Raw genomic sequence first — 18,758 nt, 5'->3', positions numbered from 1 at the left:
GGGGGGCCCCCCCGCTGTGGGCCCGGCTGCTTGTGGCCCCCCCCCCCCCGGGCGGGGGGGGGGGGCGGGCTCCCCCCCCCCCCCCCCGGCCGTCTCACCCCCGGCCGTCTCATCCCCGGCCGTCTCATCCCCGACCGTCTCAGCCCCGGCCCTCTCGGAGGGTGTTCGACAGGGGATTCCCCCCAACTGTCCGGCTTTGATTCTTGGGGCACGGACTCGGTTCCAGGATCTCGTGGCGGCCGGGTCCGGGTCCGCGACATTGATCAGTTGTGACGGAGCGACGCAGGTATCCCTGGGACCTGAAGGGCGGTCAGGGGGAGCTCATCGAGTCGATGCTGGTGGAGTGGCGACGCAGCCGCGCTGAAGGCATCACCCAACGCCCCGGCCGACAGCCAGGGCTACGACGGCGGCAAGCGGGTCAAGGGCCGCAAGCGGCACATCGCCACCGACACCCTCGGCCTGCTCCTGGTCCTGATCGTCACCGCCGCCGGTGTCCAGGACTCCGCCGGCGGCAAGCAGGTCCTGGACACCCTCGTCGGCCAGTGGCCCACGGTGACGAAGGTCTGGGTGGACGCCGGCTACAACAACGCCGTCGTCAGGCACGGCGCCGCGCTCGCCTTCGCGCTGGTCCTGAGCGCGGGCGCGCTGCGCCGCGCCGAACGTCCCGCCGTGCCGGCCGGCTCCGGCCGCCCGCACTCCACTCCGGTCCTGACAGAGTGAAACACGCTTCCCGCTCGTCCCGCGGTGTGATCCAATACGCGCGGCCGTGCAGGGAGCACGCCACCGATCCACAGGGGGACCATTGATCAGAGCCATCGACACCAGACGCATCGCCTCCGCCGCCGCGGTGCTCGCCGCGACCGCGGGGCTCGCCGTGGCCGCGCCCGCCGCCCCGGCCCGGGCCGACACCCCGAGCGTGTTCCAGCTCGTCAACGCGGCCAGCGGTAAGTGCCTGGACGTCTCCGGCGGGTCCACCGCCGACGGCGCCGCGGTGATCCAGTGGGCCCGCACCGGCGGCACGAACCAGGGCTGGCACTACGTGGCCTCCTGATCCGGAACACCACCGGAGCCCCGGCCGAAGGGCGCCGTCGGCCGGGGCTTGCGTCTGTCGCGCACCCACCGGTCCGCCGGCGGCCGGCACCACCGGAGCGACGCACAACCTTTTCGAACGACGCACGTCCAATCACATGACGCCTCCGGCCACCCGACGCCCGATCCGCGCAACCGGCCGCCGCCGGACCGGGGCGGTCCGTCCTGCCCGATCTCTGCACAGCTCCGTCCCAGGGGGACTCATGAACAGCATCAAGCGACACCTCGGCTCCGCCGCCGCAGCCCTTCTCCTCGGCGCGGCAGGCACGGCCGGCATCGCCGCACCCGCCTCGGCCACGACGGCCTACCGGCCCGTCAACAGCACGGGCGACGTCGAGATCCGGGCCACCTTCAGCGACAAGTGCCTGGAGGTGGCCGACTGGCGCACCGACGACGGCGCCCCCGTCCGCCAGTGGACGTGCACCGGCGGCGACAACCAGAAGTGGCGCTTCACCGACGGCTACGCCGTCAACGTGCACAGCGGCAAGTGCCTGGAGGTCCCCGACTGGAGCACCGCCCCGGCCGCCCCGATCGGCCAGTGGACCTGCACCGGCGGCGACAACCAGCGCTGGGGGGCCGTCAACGTCGGCAACGGGGGCCTGGGCGTCAGCGACCGGAGCATGGCCGTCGTCAACTTCCACAGCGACCTCGTCCTGGACGTCAACGGCGGGGACTTCGCCGACGGCGCCCCGGTGATCCAGTGGTACTCGACCGGGGTGCGCAACCAGCGACTGCTCCTCACCCCGCCCGCGACCGCCGCGCGCTGATCCTGAACGTCCGGGGTGGGGAGTCGGCGGACTCCCCACCCCGGACCCACCCCGCCCCTCCTGCCGCCCGGCTGCCACACGCACCCTGCGCCGCCCTCCTCGTGCTCCATCACCAGGAGGAAAGCCATGACCACCCGCCTCACCCCCGCCCGCCGACGCCTCGGCCCCGCCGCCGTCCTCGCCCTCGCCCGCCCCGGCCGTCTCTCCCATCGGACGGGGCCGCCCGGTGGGCGGGCGTCACGAGGTGAGGGAGGCCACCTCGGCGGCGTAGAGCAGCTCCGGGTCGAGGTCCATCCCGGTGAAGTGGCCCGCCAGTTCCAGCGAGAGCGTGCCGTGCAGGCGGGTCCAGAAGGCGAGCGCGCGGCGCAGCTCGGCCGGGCGGGCGCCGGGGTGGGCGGCGGCCCAGGGGCGGTGGTGCTCCAGGTAGGCGTCGAGCGCGGCGGCCGGCCCCGCCGGCTCAGGCCCCGGACCGGCGGCGACACAGGCGTCGAGCAGGGTCGACATGATCTCCGATGCGATCACGGTGGTGTCCTCGGGAGCGTGGTAGCCCGGGACCGGGGTGCCGTAGACGAGGAAGTAGCGGTGCGGGTCGGCCAGCGCCCAGCGGCGCAGGGTCCGGGTCAGCTCCAGCAGGTCCGCCGGGTGGGTGCCCCCGGCGGGGCCGGTGGCCAGCAGGGCGTCGGCGAGGCTGCGGTAGGCGTCCCGGACGAGCTCCGTGATCAGCTCGTCGCGGTTGGCGAAGTACCGGTACAGCGCGGGTCCGCTCAGGCCCATCTGCTTGGCGATCGCGTTCAGTGAGAGCGCGGACGCCCCCACCCCGGCGATCTGCTCCCAGGCCCGTTCCTTGACCTCCGCGCGGACCTGCTGCCGGTACCGCTCGCGTGGGGTCGGCGCCTTGTCGGCCATGTCTGTCTCCTTCTTCCGCTCGCCCCGGGATCCGCCCGTCCCGGGATCGGGTCCCTCCCTGGATCAATCCGTCCCGGGATCGGTCCGTCGCCGTACCCGGCCGCCCGCCCCTGCCGTCCTGCCCGCTCGCCCGCCCCGGCCGCCCGCCGGGTGCGGGGACCACAGCACAGGTTAGACGGTATCACTCACGGCAGAGGCGCTCACGATCGATGGATTCGCTCGCTTGACACGACCCTCGACGGCATTCATTCTAGTTACAGCTTCTAACGGAAGCGAGAGCATCAAACACAGAGGAGATCACCATGGTTGCCACCGAGTACGTCGAGGTCGTCCTGCCGGGCAAGGTCGAGCCGGAAGGCCTGGAGGTTCGTTCGGGGCTGCCGCTCCCGGTGCCCGCCGCCGGTCAGGTGCTGGTCGGGGTGGAGGCCACCGGGGTCTCGTTCGCCGAGCAGCAGATGCGGCGCGGCCGCTACTACGACCAGCCGGCGTTCCCCTTCGTCCCCGGGTACGACCTGGTCGGTACGGTCCTGGCGGCCGGCCCCGGCGTCGGGCCCGAGCTGGTCGGCCGTCGGGTCGCCGCCATGACCAAGACGGGCGGCTGGGCGAGCCACGTCGCGCTGGACGCCGCGGACCTCGTCGAGGTGCCGGACGGCATCGGCGCGGCGGAGGCCGAGACCGCGGTCGTCAACGGCCTGACCGCCTGGCAGATGCTGCACCGCAAGGCCCGGGTGCGGGCCGGTCAGACCGTCCTGGTCCACGGCGCCAACGGCGGGGTCGGCTCGGTGCTGGTCCAGCTGGCGCTCGGCGCCGGCGCCCGGGTGATCGGCACCGCCTCGGGCCGCCACCACGACGCCCTGCGGGCCCTCGGCGTCACGCCCGTGGACTACCGCCGCGAGGATGTCCCCGCCCGGGTCCGGGAGCTGGCCCCGGGCGGCGTGGACGCCGTGTTCGACCACGTCGGCGGCCCCGGCCTCACCGACTCCTGGCGGCTGCTCGCCCCCGGCGGCACGCTCGTCTCCTACGGCAGCGCCGCCACCCGCGACGCCGAGGGCTCCAAGCAGCTGCCCGTGCTCGCGCTGCTCGGCCGGGTGTGGCTGTGGAACCTGCTGCCCAACGGGCGCCACGCCTACTTCTTCAACGTCTGGGCCGGCCGCGCGTTCGCCCCGAACCGGTTCCGGGCCCGCCTGCGCGCCGACCTCTCCCAGGTGTTCGCGGCCCTGCACCGGGGCGAGATCACGGCCCGGATCGCCGCCGAGCTGCCGCTGGCACGCGCCGCCGAGGCGATGCGCCTGGCGGAGTCCGGCACCGTCGCCGGGAAGGTCGTCCTCGTCCCGTAGGCACGGCCCCGCCCGATCGCCCCCTAGGCATCCCCCTCAGGCATCCCCCTCAGGCACCCGACCAGGAGACCCACCGTGTTCACCACCCTCGCCGCCAGGGCCGCCGCCCTGCCCGTCGCCGTCGTCACCGGGCTCTGCGGAGGCGGCGGGCAGCAGCCTGCTGTCCGGACCGACCACCGGGCCCCGGTGATCACCCGCGACGACATCGTCATCCACGCGCCGCTGGAACGGATCTGGCGGATCCAGACGGACATCGGGGCCTGGCCGTCCTGGCAGCCCGACGTCACCCGCACCGAGTGGCTGACTCCCGGCCCGCTGCGCACCGGCTCGGTGTTCCGCTGGTCGGTGCACGGCCTGAGCGACATCACCTCCACCGTCCGGGAGGTGCGCCCGCCGCACCGGATCGTCTGGGGCGGCCCGGCCCAGGGGATCACCGCCGTGCACGTCTGGACCTTCACCCCGGTCCGGGACGGCGTGCGCGTCCACACCGAGGAGTCCTGGGCCGGGGCGCCGGTGGAGGCCGCCCGGCCGGAACTCCAGGCGGCGCTGGACGCCTCGCTGGACGCCTGGCTGCACCACCTCAAGGCCCGGGCCGAGGAGTGACGGGCCACCGGGGCCGGCGCTCCGGGCCCCCTCCGCGGCGCCACCGGTCAGGCCCCGCCCGGCTCCGGCCGCCCCGGCGTCCGCCCGGCCGGGCGGACCAGCGCCACCGCGAGGACGGCCACGGCGGCGAGCGCGAGCAGGACCGTCCGCCCGCCGGACGCCGCGCCCGCCAGATGGACACCGAGGACGGGCAGCGCGGTGCCGAGCGCCGTCCCCAGGCTGCGGGCCATGTTGACCATGCCGCCGCCGACCGCCGAGCACTGCGGCGGGACCGCCCGCATCACCAGCGCGTTGTTGGCCGGCAGCAGCAGCCCCAGCCCGTACCCGGCGACCAGCAGCGGGCCCGCCGCCGTCGCCGCCCCCACCGGCAGCAGCGCGAGCAGCAGCAGCCCGGCACCCGCGACGGCGGCGCCCAACCGGCAGCGGTCGACGTCCGACCAGCCCCGCGGCAGCAGCGCGCCGCCGACGGTCGCGGCGAGCGCGAAGGCGGCCGGGAGCAGGGTGATCACCAGACCGGCCCGGACCACCGGGACGCCCGCCCCGGCGAGCAGCACCGGGCCGAGCACCAGCGGGCAGAACAGCAGCAGATAGCCGATCAGCGCGACGGCCAGCCCGGGCCGCACGCCCGGGGTGTTGACCAGCCCCGGCGCCAGGATCGGCCGGGCGGCCCGCCGCTCCTGGCGGACCAGGCCGAGGGTGAGCAGCGCCGAGGCGAGCAGCAGGGCCGCCGCGGCCCAGCCGGGCAGGGGCAGGCCGGAGGCGGTGGAGAGGGCGAGCAGCAGCGCGGTGGTGGCTCCGGTGAGCAGCAGCAGCCCGGACAGGTCGAACCGGCCGCCCCCGGTAACGCCCCCGCCCCCACCCCCGTCGCCGTCGGCGACACCGGGGACCCACGCCCGGGCGCGGGTGCGGGGCAGCAGGAACCAGCCCGCCAGGATGCCGAACAGTCCGATCGGCACATTGATCCAGAACACCCAGCGCCAGGAGGCGTGTTCGACCAGCAGCCCGCCGAGGCTGGGCCCGAGTGCCAGGCCGAGGCCCTGGGCGGCCGCCTGGATGCCCAGCGCCCGGCGCATCGCGTGGCCGGGGACGCCGCGGGCGACCAGGGCGACGCTGTTGGCCTGCATCATCGCGCCGCCGACCGCCTGCACGGCCCGGCAGGCCACCAGGATCCAGAGGCCGCCGGCGAACCCCGCGCCGAGCGAGGCCAGTGCGAAGACGGCGAAGCCGCCGAGGTACATCGTCTTGCGCCCGACCAGGTCGGAGAGCCGGCCGACCGGGGCCAGCAGGGCCACCAGCACCAGCAGGTAGGCCAGCGCGACCCATTCCACCGCGGCGAAGTCGGCCCGGAAGTGCCCGCCGAGCGCGGGCAGCACCAGGGCGGTGATGCCGGCGGTGAGCTGGCCGAGGAACGCCCCTAGGCAGACGGCGGCGACGGCCAGCCAGTGGGCGTGCCGCCACCCGGCGATGCCGCGCGGCCGGGGGCGCTCGGCGAGCAGCCTGGTGGCGAGGGCGGTGGCGTTCATGCGGCGAAATATATCGGATGCAGATATGTTCCTTCTACGAGCTGATCGGCCACCGATGGGTGTCGGCCCGGTGTCGAGACGGTACGCGACCGGCGGCTGCGGCCTCCGGCGGGCGGTCGGGGGTGGGCGGTCGGTGGGCGGCCCGGGGTGGGCGACCGACCCCTTCTCGGCAGGTGATCGGGCCGACGGCGCGGCCGCCACCAGGCGCTACGCTGTCCGCCATGCCGTCGTCACCCCCCGTTCCCGACCCCGCCGCCGCGCCTGCCGACACCCAGGCCGCCCCCGGGGTCCCGGCGGAGCTCCCCGCTCCGGCGATCGAACGCGCCCGGCGGCTGACCGACGTCGTCACCCGGCTGCGCCGCGCCCTGCGCAGCAGCATCCGCACCGAGTACCCGTGGGAGTCCCTGCCGATGGCGCAGGTCGAGCTCCTCCAGACGCTCGCCGCCGCGCCGCTGCGGGTCGGCGAACTCGCCGCCCGCCAGCGGCTGGCCCCGAACACCGTCAGCGGCCTGGTCGGCAAGCTGCTGGAGGCCGGCTTCGTCGACCGCCAGGCCGATCCCGGCGACCGCCGCACCGCCCGGATCGCGCTCACCCCGGCGGGCCTGCGCCAGCTGGACGACTGGCGGCACGCCCACGAGCGCCGCATCGCCACCGCCCTCGCCACCCTGACCGCGGCCGACCGCGAGGCCGTCATGCAGGCGCTCCCCGCCCTGGACCGGCTCGCCCGCGCGCTGGCCGACCCGGGTGCGCCCGAGCAACCGACCGGGCCCGAATAGTCGGGTGACGAGCGGGCCCGGCGGCGGCTACCGTCCGTGGATGGAGAGCACTCGGGCGGACGCCGCACGGATACGGATCGAGCCCTGGACGGACGCCGATCTGGCGCTGCTCCGCCAGGTCAACACCCCGGAGATGAAGCGGCACGTCGGCGGCCCGGAGACGGAGCGGCAACTCCTCCACCGGCACCGCCGCTACCTCGACTTCGTCCCCTCCGGCGTCGGCTGCATGTACCGCATCGTGCTGCTCCCCGACGGGGAGCCGGTCGGCACCGTCGGCTACGGCACCCGGACGTGGCAGGGCGCGACCGTCCACGAGATGGGCTGGAACGTCCTGCCCGCCCACCAGGGCCGGGGCATCGCGGTGGCCGCCACCAGGGCCGCCGTCGCCGCGGCCCGCCGCGAGGCCCGCCACCCCCGTCTGCACGCCTTCCCCGACGTGGCCAACCCCGCCTCGAACGCCGTCTGCCGCAAGGCCGGCTTCACCCTCCTCGGCGAGACCGCCTTCGAGTTCCCGCCCGGGCGCCCCATGCGCAGCAACGACTGGCGGGTGGACCTCCGCGCGGACCCCGCCTAGCCCCGCCCGCCGGGGAGTTGACGGGTGCGGTAACGGCCCGGGGTCTCGCCGACGAGAGCGGCGAAAGCCTCGATGAAGGTCGTCGGATTGGCCCAGCCGCAGGCGAGAGCGGTCTCGGTGACGGACTTCCCCGCGGCGAGCCGGGTGAGCGCGTGGTGGACGCGGAGCTGAGTGCGCCACTGGTGGAAACTCATCCGCAGCTCCTGCCCGAAGAGCCGGCTGAGCGTGCGCTCACTCGCCCCGACCCGCGTCCCGAGCTCGGCGAGCGTCTGCTGGTTGGCCGGGTCGGCGTAGAGGATGCCGGTCAGCGCCCGGAGCCGGTCGTCGGCCGGCTCGGGCAGGTGCAGCGGCTGCTCGGGCGCCAGGGCGAGCTCGTCGACGACGACGGCGTGCAGCCGGTCGACCGCCTCCGGTGCCCGCCCGCCGGCGGCAGCCTCCTCGGCCGTGAGGGCGAGCAGGGCTTCGCGGGCGAGCCCGGAGACGCTGAGCACGGCCGGACGCGCGGGCAGCCGGGCGGCGAGCGCGTCGACCAGGAACAGAATCCGCATGTCCGCGTTGCCGTGCGCGGTGTGGTGGTGCTCGAAGGCTGCGGGAGTCCACGCCACCCGGGTCGGCGGGGCGATCCACGTGCCCCCGACGGTGGTCACGGACAGCACGCCGGCGGCCGGATAGACCAGGTGACCGCGGTCGTGGGCATGGACGGGCAGTCGCTGCCCGTGCGCCAGGGCGATGCGGCCGCGTTCCGCGGGATCGAGATGGCGGGTTTCCCTCATAGCTTGGCATCCTATCGGTGGCCCGCCACGCCGGCTCCGCCCGAGAGTGGACGGCATGACCAGCCCAGTGACCCATCAGACCCCCATGACCCATCAGGCCCCAGCGGCCCACCCGTCGGCGTCCCGGCAGCCGTCCCTCCCCGGACCGGCCGGAGCACGCGCCGTACAAGCCGCTCTCGCGTTCAGCCTGGCCGCGCTGAACCTGCGCATCGCCGTCGCGTCCCTGTCCCCCGTCCTCGCGGAGGTCGAGCACGACGAACACCTCTCGGCGTTCGGCGCCGGAGCCCTCTCGACGGTGCCGGTCGTCTGCTTCGGGGCGTTCGCGTTCCTCGCGCCCCGGCTCACCCGCCGCTTCGGCCCCCACCACCTGCTCTGGTACGCGCTGCTCGCGCTGGCCGGCGGCATCGTGCTGCGCTCCGTCCCGGGAGTGCCCGCCCTGTTCGGCGGGACGCTGATCGCCGGGGTGGCGATCGCGGTCGGCAACGTCCTCATGCCGCAGCTCATCAAGCACGACTTCGCCGGCCGCGCCGGGCTGATGCTCGGCTGCTACTCCCTGGCCCTGTCCGGCGGAGCCGCGCTCGCCGCGGGCCTGGTCGTCCCGCTGGCGTCGGCCACCGGCTGGGGCTGGCGGCCGGTGCTCGCGCTGTGGGCGGTCCCCGCCCTCCTGGCCGCTCTCGCCTGGCTTCCCGAACTGCTCGCGCCGGACCGGCGTTCCGCGAACCGCCGGCGACCGGAGCCGGTGCAGCGGGGAGGAGCCGATACCGCCGCACGCGGGTCGCTGTGGCGCGACCGGACCGCCTGGGCGGTGACCCTGTACATGGGTCTGCAGTCCCTCGGCTACTACGCGATCCTCTCCTGGCTGCCGACGCTCCTGCGGGACCACGGCATGAGCGACAGCCAGGCCGGATGGATGCTCTCCTTCTCCAGCTTCCCCGGGATGGCCGCGTCCTTCGCGGCCCCCTGGCTGCAGCAACGGCTGCGCTGGACCTTCGTCCCGCCCCTGGCGGCGTCCCTGCTGTGCGCCACCGGCTTCGTCGGCCTGCTCACCTCCCCCGTGTCGGGCGCCTACCTCTGGATGACCGCGCTCGGGCTGGGCCAGGGCCTCGCCATCGGTCTCGCCCTCGGCTCCATCGTCGCCCGCTCGCCCGACGCGCACCACACCGGCCGGCTCTCGACCATGGCCCAGGGGATCGGCTACCTCATCGCCTGCCTCGGCCCGCTCGGTCTCGGCCTGCTGCACTCCGCGAGCGGGGGATGGTCGCTGCCGGTCGTCGTGCTGCTCGCCGTGCTCGTCGCCCAGACCGTCGCGGCCTTCGGCGCGAGCCGTGACCGCCACGTCCTGGCGTCCTCCTTACGGACCGGAGCGGTCCTCCTGAAGGACCGGAGCGGTCCTCCTGAAGGACCGGAGCGGTCCTCCTGACGGACCGGGCCCGGCGTGGTCCCCGCCGGGCGCGGTCCCCGCCGGGCTCAGAACAGCGTGCCGCCCTCCAGCTCCAACAGCCAGCGCTTGCGGTCCACCCCGGCGGCGAAGCCGGTGAGGGAGCCGCTGGCCCCGATCACGCGGTGGCAGGGCCGGACGATCAGCAGCGGGTTGGCCCCCACGGCGCCGCCCACCGCGCGGACGGCGTTCGGCGAGGCACCGGCCAGCTCGGCGAGCCGGCGGTAGGTGACCGTCTCGCCGTACGGGATGCCGTCCAGCGCCGCCCAGACGCTCCGGCGGAAGTCGGTCCCGACCGGGGCCAGCGGGAGGTCGAAGGCGGTGCGCTCACCGGCGAAGTAGGCGGTGAGCTGGGCGACCGGCTCGACCAGCGCGTCCGGGTCGTGGACCCAGTGGTCGGCGGGCTCGGCCAGCGCGTACTTCTGGCCGGGGACGGTGACCGTGGCCAGCGCGGCCGGTCCGCCGTCCGTCGGCAGGACGCCGCTGAGCAGCAGCCGGCCGAACGGGCTCTCCATGAAGGTGAAGACGGTGGTGCTCATGCTCGGGTGTTCTCCGTTCCAGTGCTGAGGTCACTCGCGGCGCCCGCCCACAGGCGGTGGACGGCGTAGGAGCGCCAGGGGGCCCAGGCCTCGGCGGCGCGGTCGGCGGATCTCGGGTCGCCGGGGGCGCCGAGCCGGACGAGGCCGTGGCGCACGCCGACGTCGCTCGGCAGGAAGACGTCCGGGTCGGCGAGGGCCCGCATCCGCAGGTAGCCGACGGTCCAGGGGCCGATGCCGGGGAGGGCGAGCAGCTGCGCCGCCGCCTCCTCCCGGTCGACGCCGCCGTCCAGCCGGACGACGCCCTCGGCCAGCGCCGCGCAGAGACCGGTGAGCGCCCGGCGGCGGGCCGCCGGCATCGCGAAGTCCTCGGGGTCGGCCACCGCCAGGGCGGCGGCGGTCGGGAAGAGCAGCCGCAGCCCGCCGTTCGGCTCAGGCAGGACGGCGCCGTACTTCTCGGCGAGCCGGCCGGCCAGAGTGCGGGCCGCGCCGACGGTGACCTGCTGGCCGAGGACGGCGCGGACCGCCAGCTCGTGCGGGTCGACGTGACCGGGCGAACGCAGCCCGGGGCGGGCGCGGACCAGCGCGCCGAGCACCGGGTCGGTGCCGAGCCGGCCGTCCACCGCGTCCGGGTCGGCGTCCAGGTCGAACAGGATCCGCAGCCGCTGGACGGCGGTCGGCAGGTCCCGCAGGTCGGTCAGGAAGAGGCGGCAGTCCAGCCAGCCGCGGGTCCGGGGTTCGTCGGCCGCCAGCCCGTCCACCTCGGCGATGCCGTGGCCGTACGGAAGCGTGAGGGTGCGGCGGTAGGTGCGCAGGCCCGGGCGCGGGCCGGGGACCACCTCCTCCACCCCGGGCACGGCGCGCAGGGCCAGGAAGCCGATCAGGTGGTCGCTGTCCAGCGCGCCCCGGTAGGCCAGCCGCAGGGTGAGCCCGCCGGCCGGGGTCGCGGTGCGCCGCCCCGCCGCGACCTCGGCGCGCAGCCCGCTGGGGGTGCGGTCGTAGACCTCGCGGACGGTGTCGTTGAACTGCCGGACGGAGGCGAACCCGGCCGCGAAGGCGATCTCGGTGACCGGCAGTTCGGTGGTCTGCAGCAGCAGCCGGGCGGTCTGGGCGCGGCGGGCCCTGGCCAGCGCGATCGGCCCGGCGCCGAGTTCGGCGGTGAGCTGGCGCTGGAGCTGGCGGGAGCTGTAGCCGAGGCGGTGGGCCAGACCGGCGACGCCCTCCCGGTCCACGATGCCGTCGCCGATCAGCCGCATCGCCCGGCCGACCAGGTCGGCGCGGTGGTTCCACTCGGGCGAGCCGGGCACCGCGTCGGGGCGGCAGCGCCGGCAGGCGCGGAAGCCCGCGCCCTGGGCGGCGGCGGCGCTGGGGTAGAAGGTGCAGTTGACGCGCTTGGGGGTCACGGCGGGGCAGCTCGGCCGGCAGTAGATGCCGGTCGAGGTGACGGCCGTGAAGAAGACGCCGTCGAAGCGGGAGTCCCTGCTGTCCACGGCTCGGTACCGGATGTCGTCGTCAATCACGCTGTCCAGTCTGCGGCACTCGGCGGGGTGGGACTGGCGGGAATCGGACATGGGCGTGCGGGTCCGCGGGAGCGGCTTTCCGACCGCTCGCCCGCGCCGGGAAAACCACGAGCCCTGCGGCCGGGCCCGCGGCTACCCTGGCCGGGCCGGGCCGCCGATCCGCCCGACCGACTGACCCTTTCTCCCGGCGACAAGGAGCCTCCCGTGACCGAGCAGCCGTACACCGGCCCGGACGATCCCCGGGTCACCGCGCTACGGGTAGAGCAGTTCGCCTTCCCCGGGCCGCTGCGCGACCGGCTGGTCGCGGCCGTCGTCAGCGGCGCCAAGACCAGCACCACCGGCCTGCTCGCCGAGTACGAGCACGAGGACGAACCGCTGCCGAGGGTGGGCGTCCGCTCGGCGGTGATCGACTCGGACGGCCGGGCGGTGGCGGTGACCGAGACCACGGACGTCCGGGTCGTCCCGCTCGCGGAGGTCGACCTGCGGCACGCCGTGGACGAGGGCGAGGGCTACACCACGGTGGCCGCGTGGCGCGCGGGCCACGAGGACTTCTGGCACAGCGAGGAGCTGCGGGCGGCGCTGGGCGATCCCGGCTTCACCGTCGACGACTCCACTCCCGTCGTGCTGGAGCGGTTCCGCGTGGTGGCCGACCTCCCGCGCTGACGGAGCTCCGCCCGGCCGGCGCGGTACGTACTTCTGCAGGTAGTACCGCTCGTCGAGCGCGCGGCGCTGCCCGGAGATCCAGCCGTAGCAGAGCCCGATGTCGACCAGTTCGTCGTCGGTGACCGACGCGATGCCGGACTTCCGCCTGGCCATCCTGATCCACACGCCTTCGTGGCGCGGGTGGTTGGCGGCCAGCCAGTCCTCGAAGGCCCGGGCGTCCACGAAGGCGAGGACCTCCACCCCGTCGATCTCGTCCAGGCGGTCGAGCGTAGCGACACGCGCCCGGCGGGGCGACGGGCCGCCGCAGCACGCCCGCCGCCCCGCCGGTCCGCCGTCACCGCTTGACGACGCCCCGGGCGCGCACCGACTTGGTGATGGTCTTCCACTTCTTCAGCCGGGCCGAGGCCAGCCGGGCGTCCGAACGGGAGGCGATCCACTCGCTCTCGCGCTGGAGCTTGAGGTAGCTGTCCATCCGCCGCTGCGGGAGCGTGCCGTCCTCCAGCGCGGCCCGCACCGCGCAGCCGGGCTCGGTGTGGTGGCCGCAGTCGTGGAAGCGGCAGCCCTCGGCCAGCTCCTCGATGTCGGAGAAGGCCATCGCCACGCCCTCGCCGCCGTAGAGGCCGACCTCGCGCAGGCCGGGCGTGTCGATCAGCACGCCGCCGCCGGGCAGCGGGATCAGCTCACGGGTGGTCGTGGTGTGACGGCCCTTCTGGTCGACCGCCCGGGCCTGCTGAACGGTCATCACCTCGGCACCGGCCAGCACGTTGGTGAGCGTGGACTTGCCGACGCCGGACTGGCCGATCACGGCGGTGGTGCCGGGCGTGCAGGCGCGCAGCACGTCCACCCCCTCGCCGGTCTCGGCGCTGACCACCAGCACCGTGACGCCGGGGGCGATGGCCTCGACGTCGGCCCGGATGAAGTCGGCGTCGTCCACCAGGTCGGCCTTGGTGAGGACGACCACCGGATCGGCGCCGGACTCCCAGGCCAGGGCCAGGAAGCGCTCGATCCGGCCCAGGTCGGGCTCGGCGGCGAGCGAGGCGGCGATCAGGACGGTGTCGACGTTGGCCGCCAGCACCTGGCCGTCCGAGCGCTTGCCGGCCACCTTGCGGATGATCGCGGTGGAGCGCGGCAGCAGCGCCGCGACGGCCGGCATGGGCTGGGCCGCGAGGTCCACGGCCGCCCAGTCGCCGGTGCAGGGGCAGTTGATCATGTCGACGTCGCCGACCGACCGGGTGTCGGCCCGGACGGTGCGCGGCTCGCCGGTCGACGGGTCGGCCAGGACGACGTCGCACTGGCCGCGGTCCACCCGGACGATCCGGGCGGGCGTCAGCCCGGCCTCGGCGAGCGGGGCGAAGAGCTCCTCGGACTCGGCCGTCCAGCCGTAGTCGGCCAGCGGGAAGTCACAGGAGTCGGAATCGGAGGAGAGGAGGGACGAAACGGAGGCAGCGTTGAACAACGCAGTGGGCCCTTCGGGAGGAAAGTGATCCCGCCGGGCTACGGCTGCGCGCGCGAAGGCGGCGTCAGCCGGCGGCCGGGAGGGAGAGGTGGTGGGTGCGAGCGCTGCCCAGGGCAGCCGTGACGGCAAAGACGGTCACAAGGCTCACCTCGCTTCTCTTCTCCGTGGACCGGTACAGCGGTCCCCTCAAACCGAACTGGTCACACCGTAGCGGCCGTCTCCGGCGCTGCCAACCGGTTTTTCACCTGCGCCGATCCGGTCGCCGACGACCCGGTCGCCGACGGCCGGCGCCGCGCCGACCGCCCGGCGCCGCGGCGCGTCAGCGCTGGTCCCACGGCGGCCGCGGCGGGTGGCTGGGCAGCGTGCGCTCGGGCGGCGGCGCGGTCGGCCGGTCGCTGTCCGGCGGCGGCGGGGTCGGCCGGTGGTGCGGACCGCTCCGGCTGGTGAGCCGGGCCCGGACGTTGTCGGCGGCGAGCACGTCGGCCCAGCGCTCGGGGTACTCGGAGGGCACGTCGACGTCATCCCCCTCCTCGGCGTACTCCTCCTCGGCCCCCTCGGCGAGGCCGAGCTCGCGCGCCCGCCGGGCGCGCTCGGCGGCGCGCCGGGCGGCCACCTCGCGGACCACGGCGGCGGCGGCCTCCTCCTGCGCGCGCTCGTTCTCGGCGCGGGCGTCGGCGGTCTCCAGGGTCGGCCAGCGGCGGTCTATGGCGGCGTTCATCGCGGCGCCGATCAGCACCGCGAGCGCGACCACGAAGATCCAGAGCAGCACGGCCACCGGCGCGGCCAGCGAGCCGTACACCGAGGGGCCCTCGACCGAGCTGACCAGGTACAGCCGCAGTCCGACGCTGCAGAAGACCAGCACCACCAGCGCGACCAGCGCGCCCGGGATGTCCTCCCGCCAGGGCGTCGAGACGGGTACGGCCAGGTGGTACAGGGTGGTCAGGAAGACGATCAGCAAAAGGATCGCGACCGGCCAGTAGAGCGCGTTGACCACGGTCGCGAGGTCCTGGACGGTGTTCTGGACCAGCCCGGGCCCGACCAGCAGCAGCGGCAGGACCAGGGAGCCGATCACCAGGGCGCCGAGGTAGAGGCCGAGCGACATCAGCCGGGTCTTGACGATGCCGCGCTTCCCGTCGAGCCCGTACATCACGGTGATGGTGTCGATGAAGATGTACAGCGCCCGGGACCCGGACCAGAGCGAGAGCAGGAAGCCGATCGAGACCAGGTCCGGGCGGGTGTGCTTGAAGACCTCGTCCAGCAGCGGGATCACCACGTCCTGGATGGACGAGTCCGAGAGGACCGTCCCGGAGGCCTTGAGGATGTCCTGCTTCAGCTTGTCGATCGTGCCCGCGCCGAGGAGGTCGTCCAGGTAGCCGAGGGTGCCGGCCAGGCAGAGCAGCAGCGGCGGGATGGACAGCAGGGTGAAGAACGCCGCCTCCGCCGCGAGCCCGGTGACCCGGTACTCGACGCAGGTGTTGGTGGTGTCCCTGACCAGCGCCCAGGCCGTCGTGCGCCAGGTGGCCTTGGCCGCCCGTCGGGAGCCCTTGCCCCGACGACGGGAGGGCCGCTCCGGGTTCGGTCTCGTCGTTTCGCCTGCTGCTTGCACAGGGCTAACGGTATCGGGCCGGGGCAGGTCCGTTGATCTCCCGTGTCGCGGGCCGTTCGACGGGGGTCCGATCCGGGGAGCGGCGGGAACGTCTCGGCATCTCGGCATGCGAAACCTTTGCGTCCATCATTCGGACGTTAGTGGACCTCGCGTCGTGCTCCGTGCGAATCTCTTGCCATGCCTAGCGCCGGAACCACCCTAGTAGGTCGACTCCACGTCGATCTCCTTCGCGTGTCCAGCGCCATCTGTCCGGTGATCTGAGCCCCACCCCGCCGCCACCCACCGCACCCGGCGCCACCACCCCGCCATCCCCGCCGACGCGGATGCGCAGGCGCCCGCCCGGCCACGGTCACTGCTCTCCCGGCCTTGAGAAACCCGCAGGTCACAGCAGCAGCGCCCGGCCGAGCACGCCCAGCGACCGATCCGGCGTCAGAGCCACCTGCCCCGAAGGACTTCACCATGGCCACCACCCCCGAGACCGCCGAGCCGACGGCCGATCGCGCCGAGGCACGCCGCCCCGCCGCGCCTCGCAAGGTGACCCGCCACCGCGGTGAGGGCCAGTGGGGCATGGGCCACTTCACTCCTCTGAACGCCAACGAGCAGTTCAAGAAGGACGACGACGGTCTCAATGTGCGGACACGTATTGAGACGATCTACTCGCAGCGCGGCTTCGACTCGATCGACCCCGCCGACCTGCGCGGCCGGATGCGCTGGTGGGGCCTCTACACCCAGCGCAAGGAAGGCATCGACGGCGGCAAGACCGCGATCCTGGACCCGCACGAGCTGGACGCCGAGTACTTCATGCTCCGCGTCCGCATCGACGGCGGCCGGCTGACCGTCGCCCAGCTCAAGGCGATCGCCGAGGTCTCCGAGCTCTACGGCCGGAACACCGCCGACCTGACCGACCGGCAGAACGTCCAGTACCACTGGATCCGGATCGAGGACGTCCCCGCGATCTGGCAGAAGCTGGAGGCCGTCGGCCTGTCCACCACCGAGGCCTGCGGCGACACCCCGCGCGTCATCCTCGGCTCCCCGGTGGCCGGCATCGCCGAGGACGAGATCATCGACGGCACCTCCGCCATCGAGGAGATCCAGCGCCGCTTCATCGGCAACAAGGACTTCTCCAACCTGCCGCGCAAGTTCAAGTCCGCCGTCTCCGGCTCCCCGCTGCTGGACGTCGCGCACGAGATCAACGACGTCGCCTTCGTCGGCGTCGAGCACCCCGAACACGGCCCCGGCTTCGACCTCTGGGTCGGCGGCGGCCTCTCCACCAACCCCAAGCTCGGCGTCCGCCTGGGCGCCTGGGTCCCGCTCGACGAGGTCGCGGACGTCTACGGCGGCGTCATCGGCATCTTCCGCGACTACGGCTACCGCCGGCTGCGCAACCGCGCCCGGCTGAAGTTCCTGGTCGCCGACTGGGGCGTGCAGAAGTTCCGCCAGGTCCTGGAGGACGAGTACCTCAAGTACCAGCTGGTGGACGGCCCCGCGCCGCAGGAGCCCGCCGGCCGCTGGCGCGACCACGTCGGCGTGCACCGGCAGAAGGACGGCAACTACTACGTCGGCTTCGCGCCGCGGGTCGGCCGGGTCGACGGCGCCCTGCTCGGGCGGATCGCCGACCTCGCCGCCGCCCACGGCAGCGACCGGCTGCGCACCACCGCCGAGCAGAAGATGCTCGTCCTCGACATCGCCGAGGACCGGGTCGAGTCGCTGGTGGCCGGCCTGGAGGCGCTGGACCTGCGGGTCACCCCCTCGCCCTTCCGCCGCGGCACCATGGCCTGCACCGGCATCGAGTACTGCAAGCTCGCCATCGTCGAGACCAAGGAGCGCGGCCGCACGCTCATCGACGAGCTGGAGAAGCGCCTGCCGGACTTCGAGGAGCCGCTGACCATCAACATCAACGGCTGCCCGAACGCCTGCGCCCGCATCCAGGTCGCGGACATCGGCCTCAAGGGCCAGCTGGTGACCGACACCGACGGCCGGCAGGTCGAGGGCTACCAGGTGCACCTGGGCGGCGCGCTCGGCCTGGAGGCCGGCTTCGGCCGCAAGGTCCGCGGCCTCAAGGTCACCAAGGTCGGCCTGCCGGACTACGTCGAGCGGGTGCTGACGCGCTACCAGGCCGACCGCGCCGAGGGCGAGCGCTTCGCCCAGTGGGCCGCCCGCGCCAGCGAGGAGCAGCTGTCATGAGTGAGCGCAGCGAGCGAATCATGGGGCAGGGGCGTGTCTCGCGAAGCGGACGCCGAGCGCAGCGAGGTGGGCAATGAGTGAGCGGGCGGCACCGTTCTTCTGCCCGTACTGCGGCGACGAGGACCTGCGCCCCTCCGAGGCCGGGCACGGCGCCTGGGAGTGCCACGGCTGCCGCCGGGCCTTCCAGTTGAAGTTCCTCGGCCTGCTCTCGGCACCCGACAGGACCACGGCGACCGACGGGGGTACGTCACATGACCGGCACGACGACTGACTACGAGGCGATCGCGACCGCCGCCGGCCGCGAGCTGGAGGAGGCGACCCCCCAGGAGATCCTGGCCTGGGCCGCCGACACCTTCGGCGCGCGGTTCTGCGTCACCTCCTCGATGGAGGACGCGGTCGTCGCCCACCTCGCCTCCTCGGTCTTCCCCGGCGTGGACGTGGTCTTCCTGGACACCGGCTACCACTTCCCCGAGACCATCGGGACCAGGGACGCGGTGGCCGCGGTGATGCCGGTCAACCTCATCACCCTCAAGCCGCTGCAGACGGTCGCCGAGCAGGACGCCCAGTACGGGGCCGCCCTGCACGACCGCGACCCGGACCTCTGCTGCTCGCTGCGCAAGGTCGAGCCGCTGAACCGCGGCCTCGGCGGCTACGACGCCTGGGCCACCGGGCTGCGCCGCGACGAGTCGCCCACCCGGGCCGGCACCCCGGTGGTCGCCTGGGACGCCAAGCGCCGCAAGGTCAAGATCGCCCCGATCGCCCGCTGGACGCAGGAGGACGTGGACGCCTACGTCAACGCCAACGGCGTCCTGCTCAACCCGCTGCTGTGGGAGGGCTACACGTCGGTCGGCTGCTCGCCGCTGTCGTGCACCCGCAAGCCCGAGGAGGGCGAGGACGCCAGGGCCGGCCGCTGGTCCGGCTCCGGCAAGACCGAGTGCGGCATCCACCTCTGAGCGAGCCACCGCCCCACCACCGATCCACCGTCACTACCCGTCTGGAGAACCCAC

General features: G+C 74.3%; 20 protein-coding genes. 13 read left to right on the top strand and 7 right to left on the bottom strand.

What is annotated here, in order from left to right; genetic code table 11:
- Positions 1-360: 360 nt before the first annotated feature.
- The 3 genes from ACIF6L_RS08785 (at position 361) to ACIF6L_RS08775 (ending at position 1,856) form a co-directional block, all read left to right on the top strand.
- Positions 361-720, top strand: a complete 360-nt coding sequence (locus ACIF6L_RS08785) for a transposase (protein WP_396487100.1) — start codon at positions 361-363, stop codon at positions 718-720.
- An 82-nt stretch (positions 721-802) separates the two neighbouring features.
- The gene (locus ACIF6L_RS08780) at positions 803-1,051 is read left to right on the top strand and encodes an RICIN domain-containing protein (protein ID WP_396486807.1); all 249 of its coding nucleotides are present in this window, start codon (positions 803-805) and stop codon (positions 1,049-1,051) included.
- 241 nt (positions 1,052-1,292) lie between these two features.
- Positions 1,293-1,856 carry an RICIN domain-containing protein gene (locus ACIF6L_RS08775; RefSeq protein ID WP_396486808.1) on the top strand — a complete coding sequence of 188 codons (564 nt, stop codon included), beginning with the start codon at positions 1,293-1,295 and terminating at the stop codon, positions 1,854-1,856.
- A gap of 237 nt (positions 1,857-2,093) precedes the next feature.
- Here ACIF6L_RS08775 and ACIF6L_RS08770 read toward each other — a convergent pair whose 3' ends face one another.
- The gene (locus tag ACIF6L_RS08770; RefSeq protein WP_396486809.1) at positions 2,094-2,762 is read right to left on the bottom strand and encodes a TetR/AcrR family transcriptional regulator; all 669 of its coding nucleotides are present in this window, start codon (positions 2,760-2,762) and stop codon (positions 2,094-2,096) included.
- 302 nt (positions 2,763-3,064) lie between these two features.
- On the opposite strand from ACIF6L_RS08770, the gene ACIF6L_RS08765 reads away from it, so the two are divergent.
- Positions 3,065-4,099 carry a medium chain dehydrogenase/reductase family protein gene (locus ACIF6L_RS08765; protein WP_396486810.1) on the top strand — a complete coding sequence of 345 codons (1,035 nt, stop codon included), beginning with the start codon at positions 3,065-3,067 and terminating at the stop codon, positions 4,097-4,099.
- 75 nt (positions 4,100-4,174) lie between these two features.
- Entirely contained in the window at positions 4,175-4,702 is a 528-nt protein-coding gene (locus ACIF6L_RS08760) for an SRPBCC family protein (RefSeq protein ID WP_396486811.1), read from the top strand.
- Positions 4,703-4,749: 47 nt separating this feature from the next.
- On the opposite strand, the gene ACIF6L_RS08755 is transcribed toward ACIF6L_RS08760, so the two are convergent.
- Complete coding sequence (locus ACIF6L_RS08755) at positions 4,750-6,225, bottom strand: MFS transporter (protein ID WP_396486812.1); 1,476 nt, start codon at positions 6,223-6,225, stop codon at positions 4,750-4,752.
- Positions 6,226-6,446: 221 nt separating this feature from the next.
- Here ACIF6L_RS08755 and ACIF6L_RS08750 point away from each other — a divergent pair, with 221 nt between their 5' ends.
- Positions 6,447-7,001 carry a MarR family transcriptional regulator gene (locus ACIF6L_RS08750; RefSeq protein ID WP_329487137.1) on the top strand — a complete coding sequence of 185 codons (555 nt, stop codon included), beginning with the start codon at positions 6,447-6,449 and terminating at the stop codon, positions 6,999-7,001.
- A gap of 40 nt (positions 7,002-7,041) precedes the next feature.
- A complete protein-coding gene (locus ACIF6L_RS08745; RefSeq protein ID WP_396486813.1) occupies positions 7,042-7,575 on the top strand; it encodes a GNAT family N-acetyltransferase in 534 nt (177 codons plus the stop codon).
- Here the strand turns inward: ACIF6L_RS08745 and ACIF6L_RS08740 are convergent.
- Positions 7,572-8,348: an AraC family transcriptional regulator gene (locus tag ACIF6L_RS08740; protein ID WP_396486814.1), complete on the bottom strand. Its 777-nt coding sequence runs from the start codon at positions 8,346-8,348 to the stop codon at positions 7,572-7,574. The two genes, ACIF6L_RS08745 and ACIF6L_RS08740, sit on opposite strands and share 4 nt — an antisense overlap.
- A 55-nt stretch (positions 8,349-8,403) precedes the next feature.
- Here ACIF6L_RS08740 and ACIF6L_RS08735 point away from each other — a divergent pair, with 55 nt between their 5' ends.
- Complete coding sequence (locus ACIF6L_RS08735) at positions 8,404-9,768, top strand: MFS transporter (RefSeq protein WP_396486815.1); 1,365 nt, start codon at positions 8,404-8,406, stop codon at positions 9,766-9,768.
- A gap of 47 nt (positions 9,769-9,815) precedes the next feature.
- On the opposite strand, the gene ACIF6L_RS08730 is transcribed toward ACIF6L_RS08735, so the two are convergent.
- Both ACIF6L_RS08730 and ACIF6L_RS08725 read right to left on the bottom strand, forming a co-directional pair.
- Positions 9,816-10,325: a methylated-DNA--[protein]-cysteine S-methyltransferase gene (locus ACIF6L_RS08730; protein WP_396486816.1), complete on the bottom strand. Its 510-nt coding sequence runs from the start codon at positions 10,323-10,325 to the stop codon at positions 9,816-9,818.
- Entirely contained in the window at positions 10,322-11,842 is a 1,521-nt protein-coding gene (locus tag ACIF6L_RS08725) for a DNA-3-methyladenine glycosylase 2 family protein (protein WP_396486817.1), read from the bottom strand. The genes ACIF6L_RS08730 and ACIF6L_RS08725 overlap by 4 nt, the downstream gene beginning before the upstream one ends.
- 285 nt (positions 11,843-12,127) lie before the next feature.
- On the opposite strand from ACIF6L_RS08725, the gene ACIF6L_RS08720 reads away from it, so the two are divergent.
- Positions 12,128-12,505 carry an ASCH domain-containing protein gene (locus ACIF6L_RS08720; protein WP_396487102.1) on the top strand — a complete coding sequence of 126 codons (378 nt, stop codon included), beginning with the start codon at positions 12,128-12,130 and terminating at the stop codon, positions 12,503-12,505.
- A 334-nt stretch (positions 12,506-12,839) separates the two neighbouring features.
- Here the strand turns inward: ACIF6L_RS08720 and rsgA are convergent, their stop codons facing one another.
- Together rsgA and ACIF6L_RS08710 are read right to left on the bottom strand one after the other, a co-directional pair.
- Entirely contained in the window at positions 12,840-13,961 is a 1,122-nt protein-coding gene (gene rsgA, locus ACIF6L_RS08715) for a ribosome small subunit-dependent GTPase A (protein WP_396486818.1), read from the bottom strand.
- Positions 13,962-14,280: 319 nt separating this feature from the next.
- The gene (locus ACIF6L_RS08710) at positions 14,281-15,567 is read right to left on the bottom strand and encodes a YihY/virulence factor BrkB family protein (protein WP_396486819.1); all 1,287 of its coding nucleotides are present in this window, start codon (positions 15,565-15,567) and stop codon (positions 14,281-14,283) included.
- Positions 15,568-15,744: 177 nt separating this feature from the next.
- On the opposite strand from ACIF6L_RS08710, the gene ACIF6L_RS08705 reads away from it, so the two are divergent.
- The 4 genes from ACIF6L_RS08705 (at position 15,745) to ACIF6L_RS08690 (ending at position 18,704) form a co-directional block, all read left to right on the top strand.
- Positions 15,745-15,828, top strand: a complete 84-nt coding sequence (locus ACIF6L_RS08705) for a putative leader peptide (RefSeq protein ID WP_329492070.1) — start codon at positions 15,745-15,747, stop codon at positions 15,826-15,828.
- Between the two features lie 198 nt (positions 15,829-16,026).
- Complete coding sequence (locus ACIF6L_RS08700) at positions 16,027-17,751, top strand: nitrite/sulfite reductase (RefSeq protein WP_396486820.1); 1,725 nt, start codon at positions 16,027-16,029, stop codon at positions 17,749-17,751.
- Positions 17,752-17,824: 73 nt separating this feature from the next.
- On the top strand, positions 17,825-18,022 hold the full coding sequence (locus tag ACIF6L_RS08695) for a hypothetical protein (protein ID WP_329487146.1): 198 nt from the start codon (positions 17,825-17,827) through the stop codon (positions 18,020-18,022).
- Entirely contained in the window at positions 18,003-18,704 is a 702-nt protein-coding gene (locus ACIF6L_RS08690) for a phosphoadenylyl-sulfate reductase (protein ID WP_396486821.1), read from the top strand. The genes ACIF6L_RS08695 and ACIF6L_RS08690 overlap by 20 nt, the downstream gene beginning before the upstream one ends.
- Positions 18,705-18,758: the final 54 nt, after the last annotated feature.

This window comes from Kitasatospora sp. NPDC086009, assembly GCF_044540385.1.
Classification (GTDB): Bacteria; Actinomycetota; Actinomycetes; order Streptomycetales; family Streptomycetaceae; genus Kitasatospora.
Note: the sequence above shows the minus strand (reverse complement) of the source record. Positions and strands in the feature narration are given on the sequence as shown.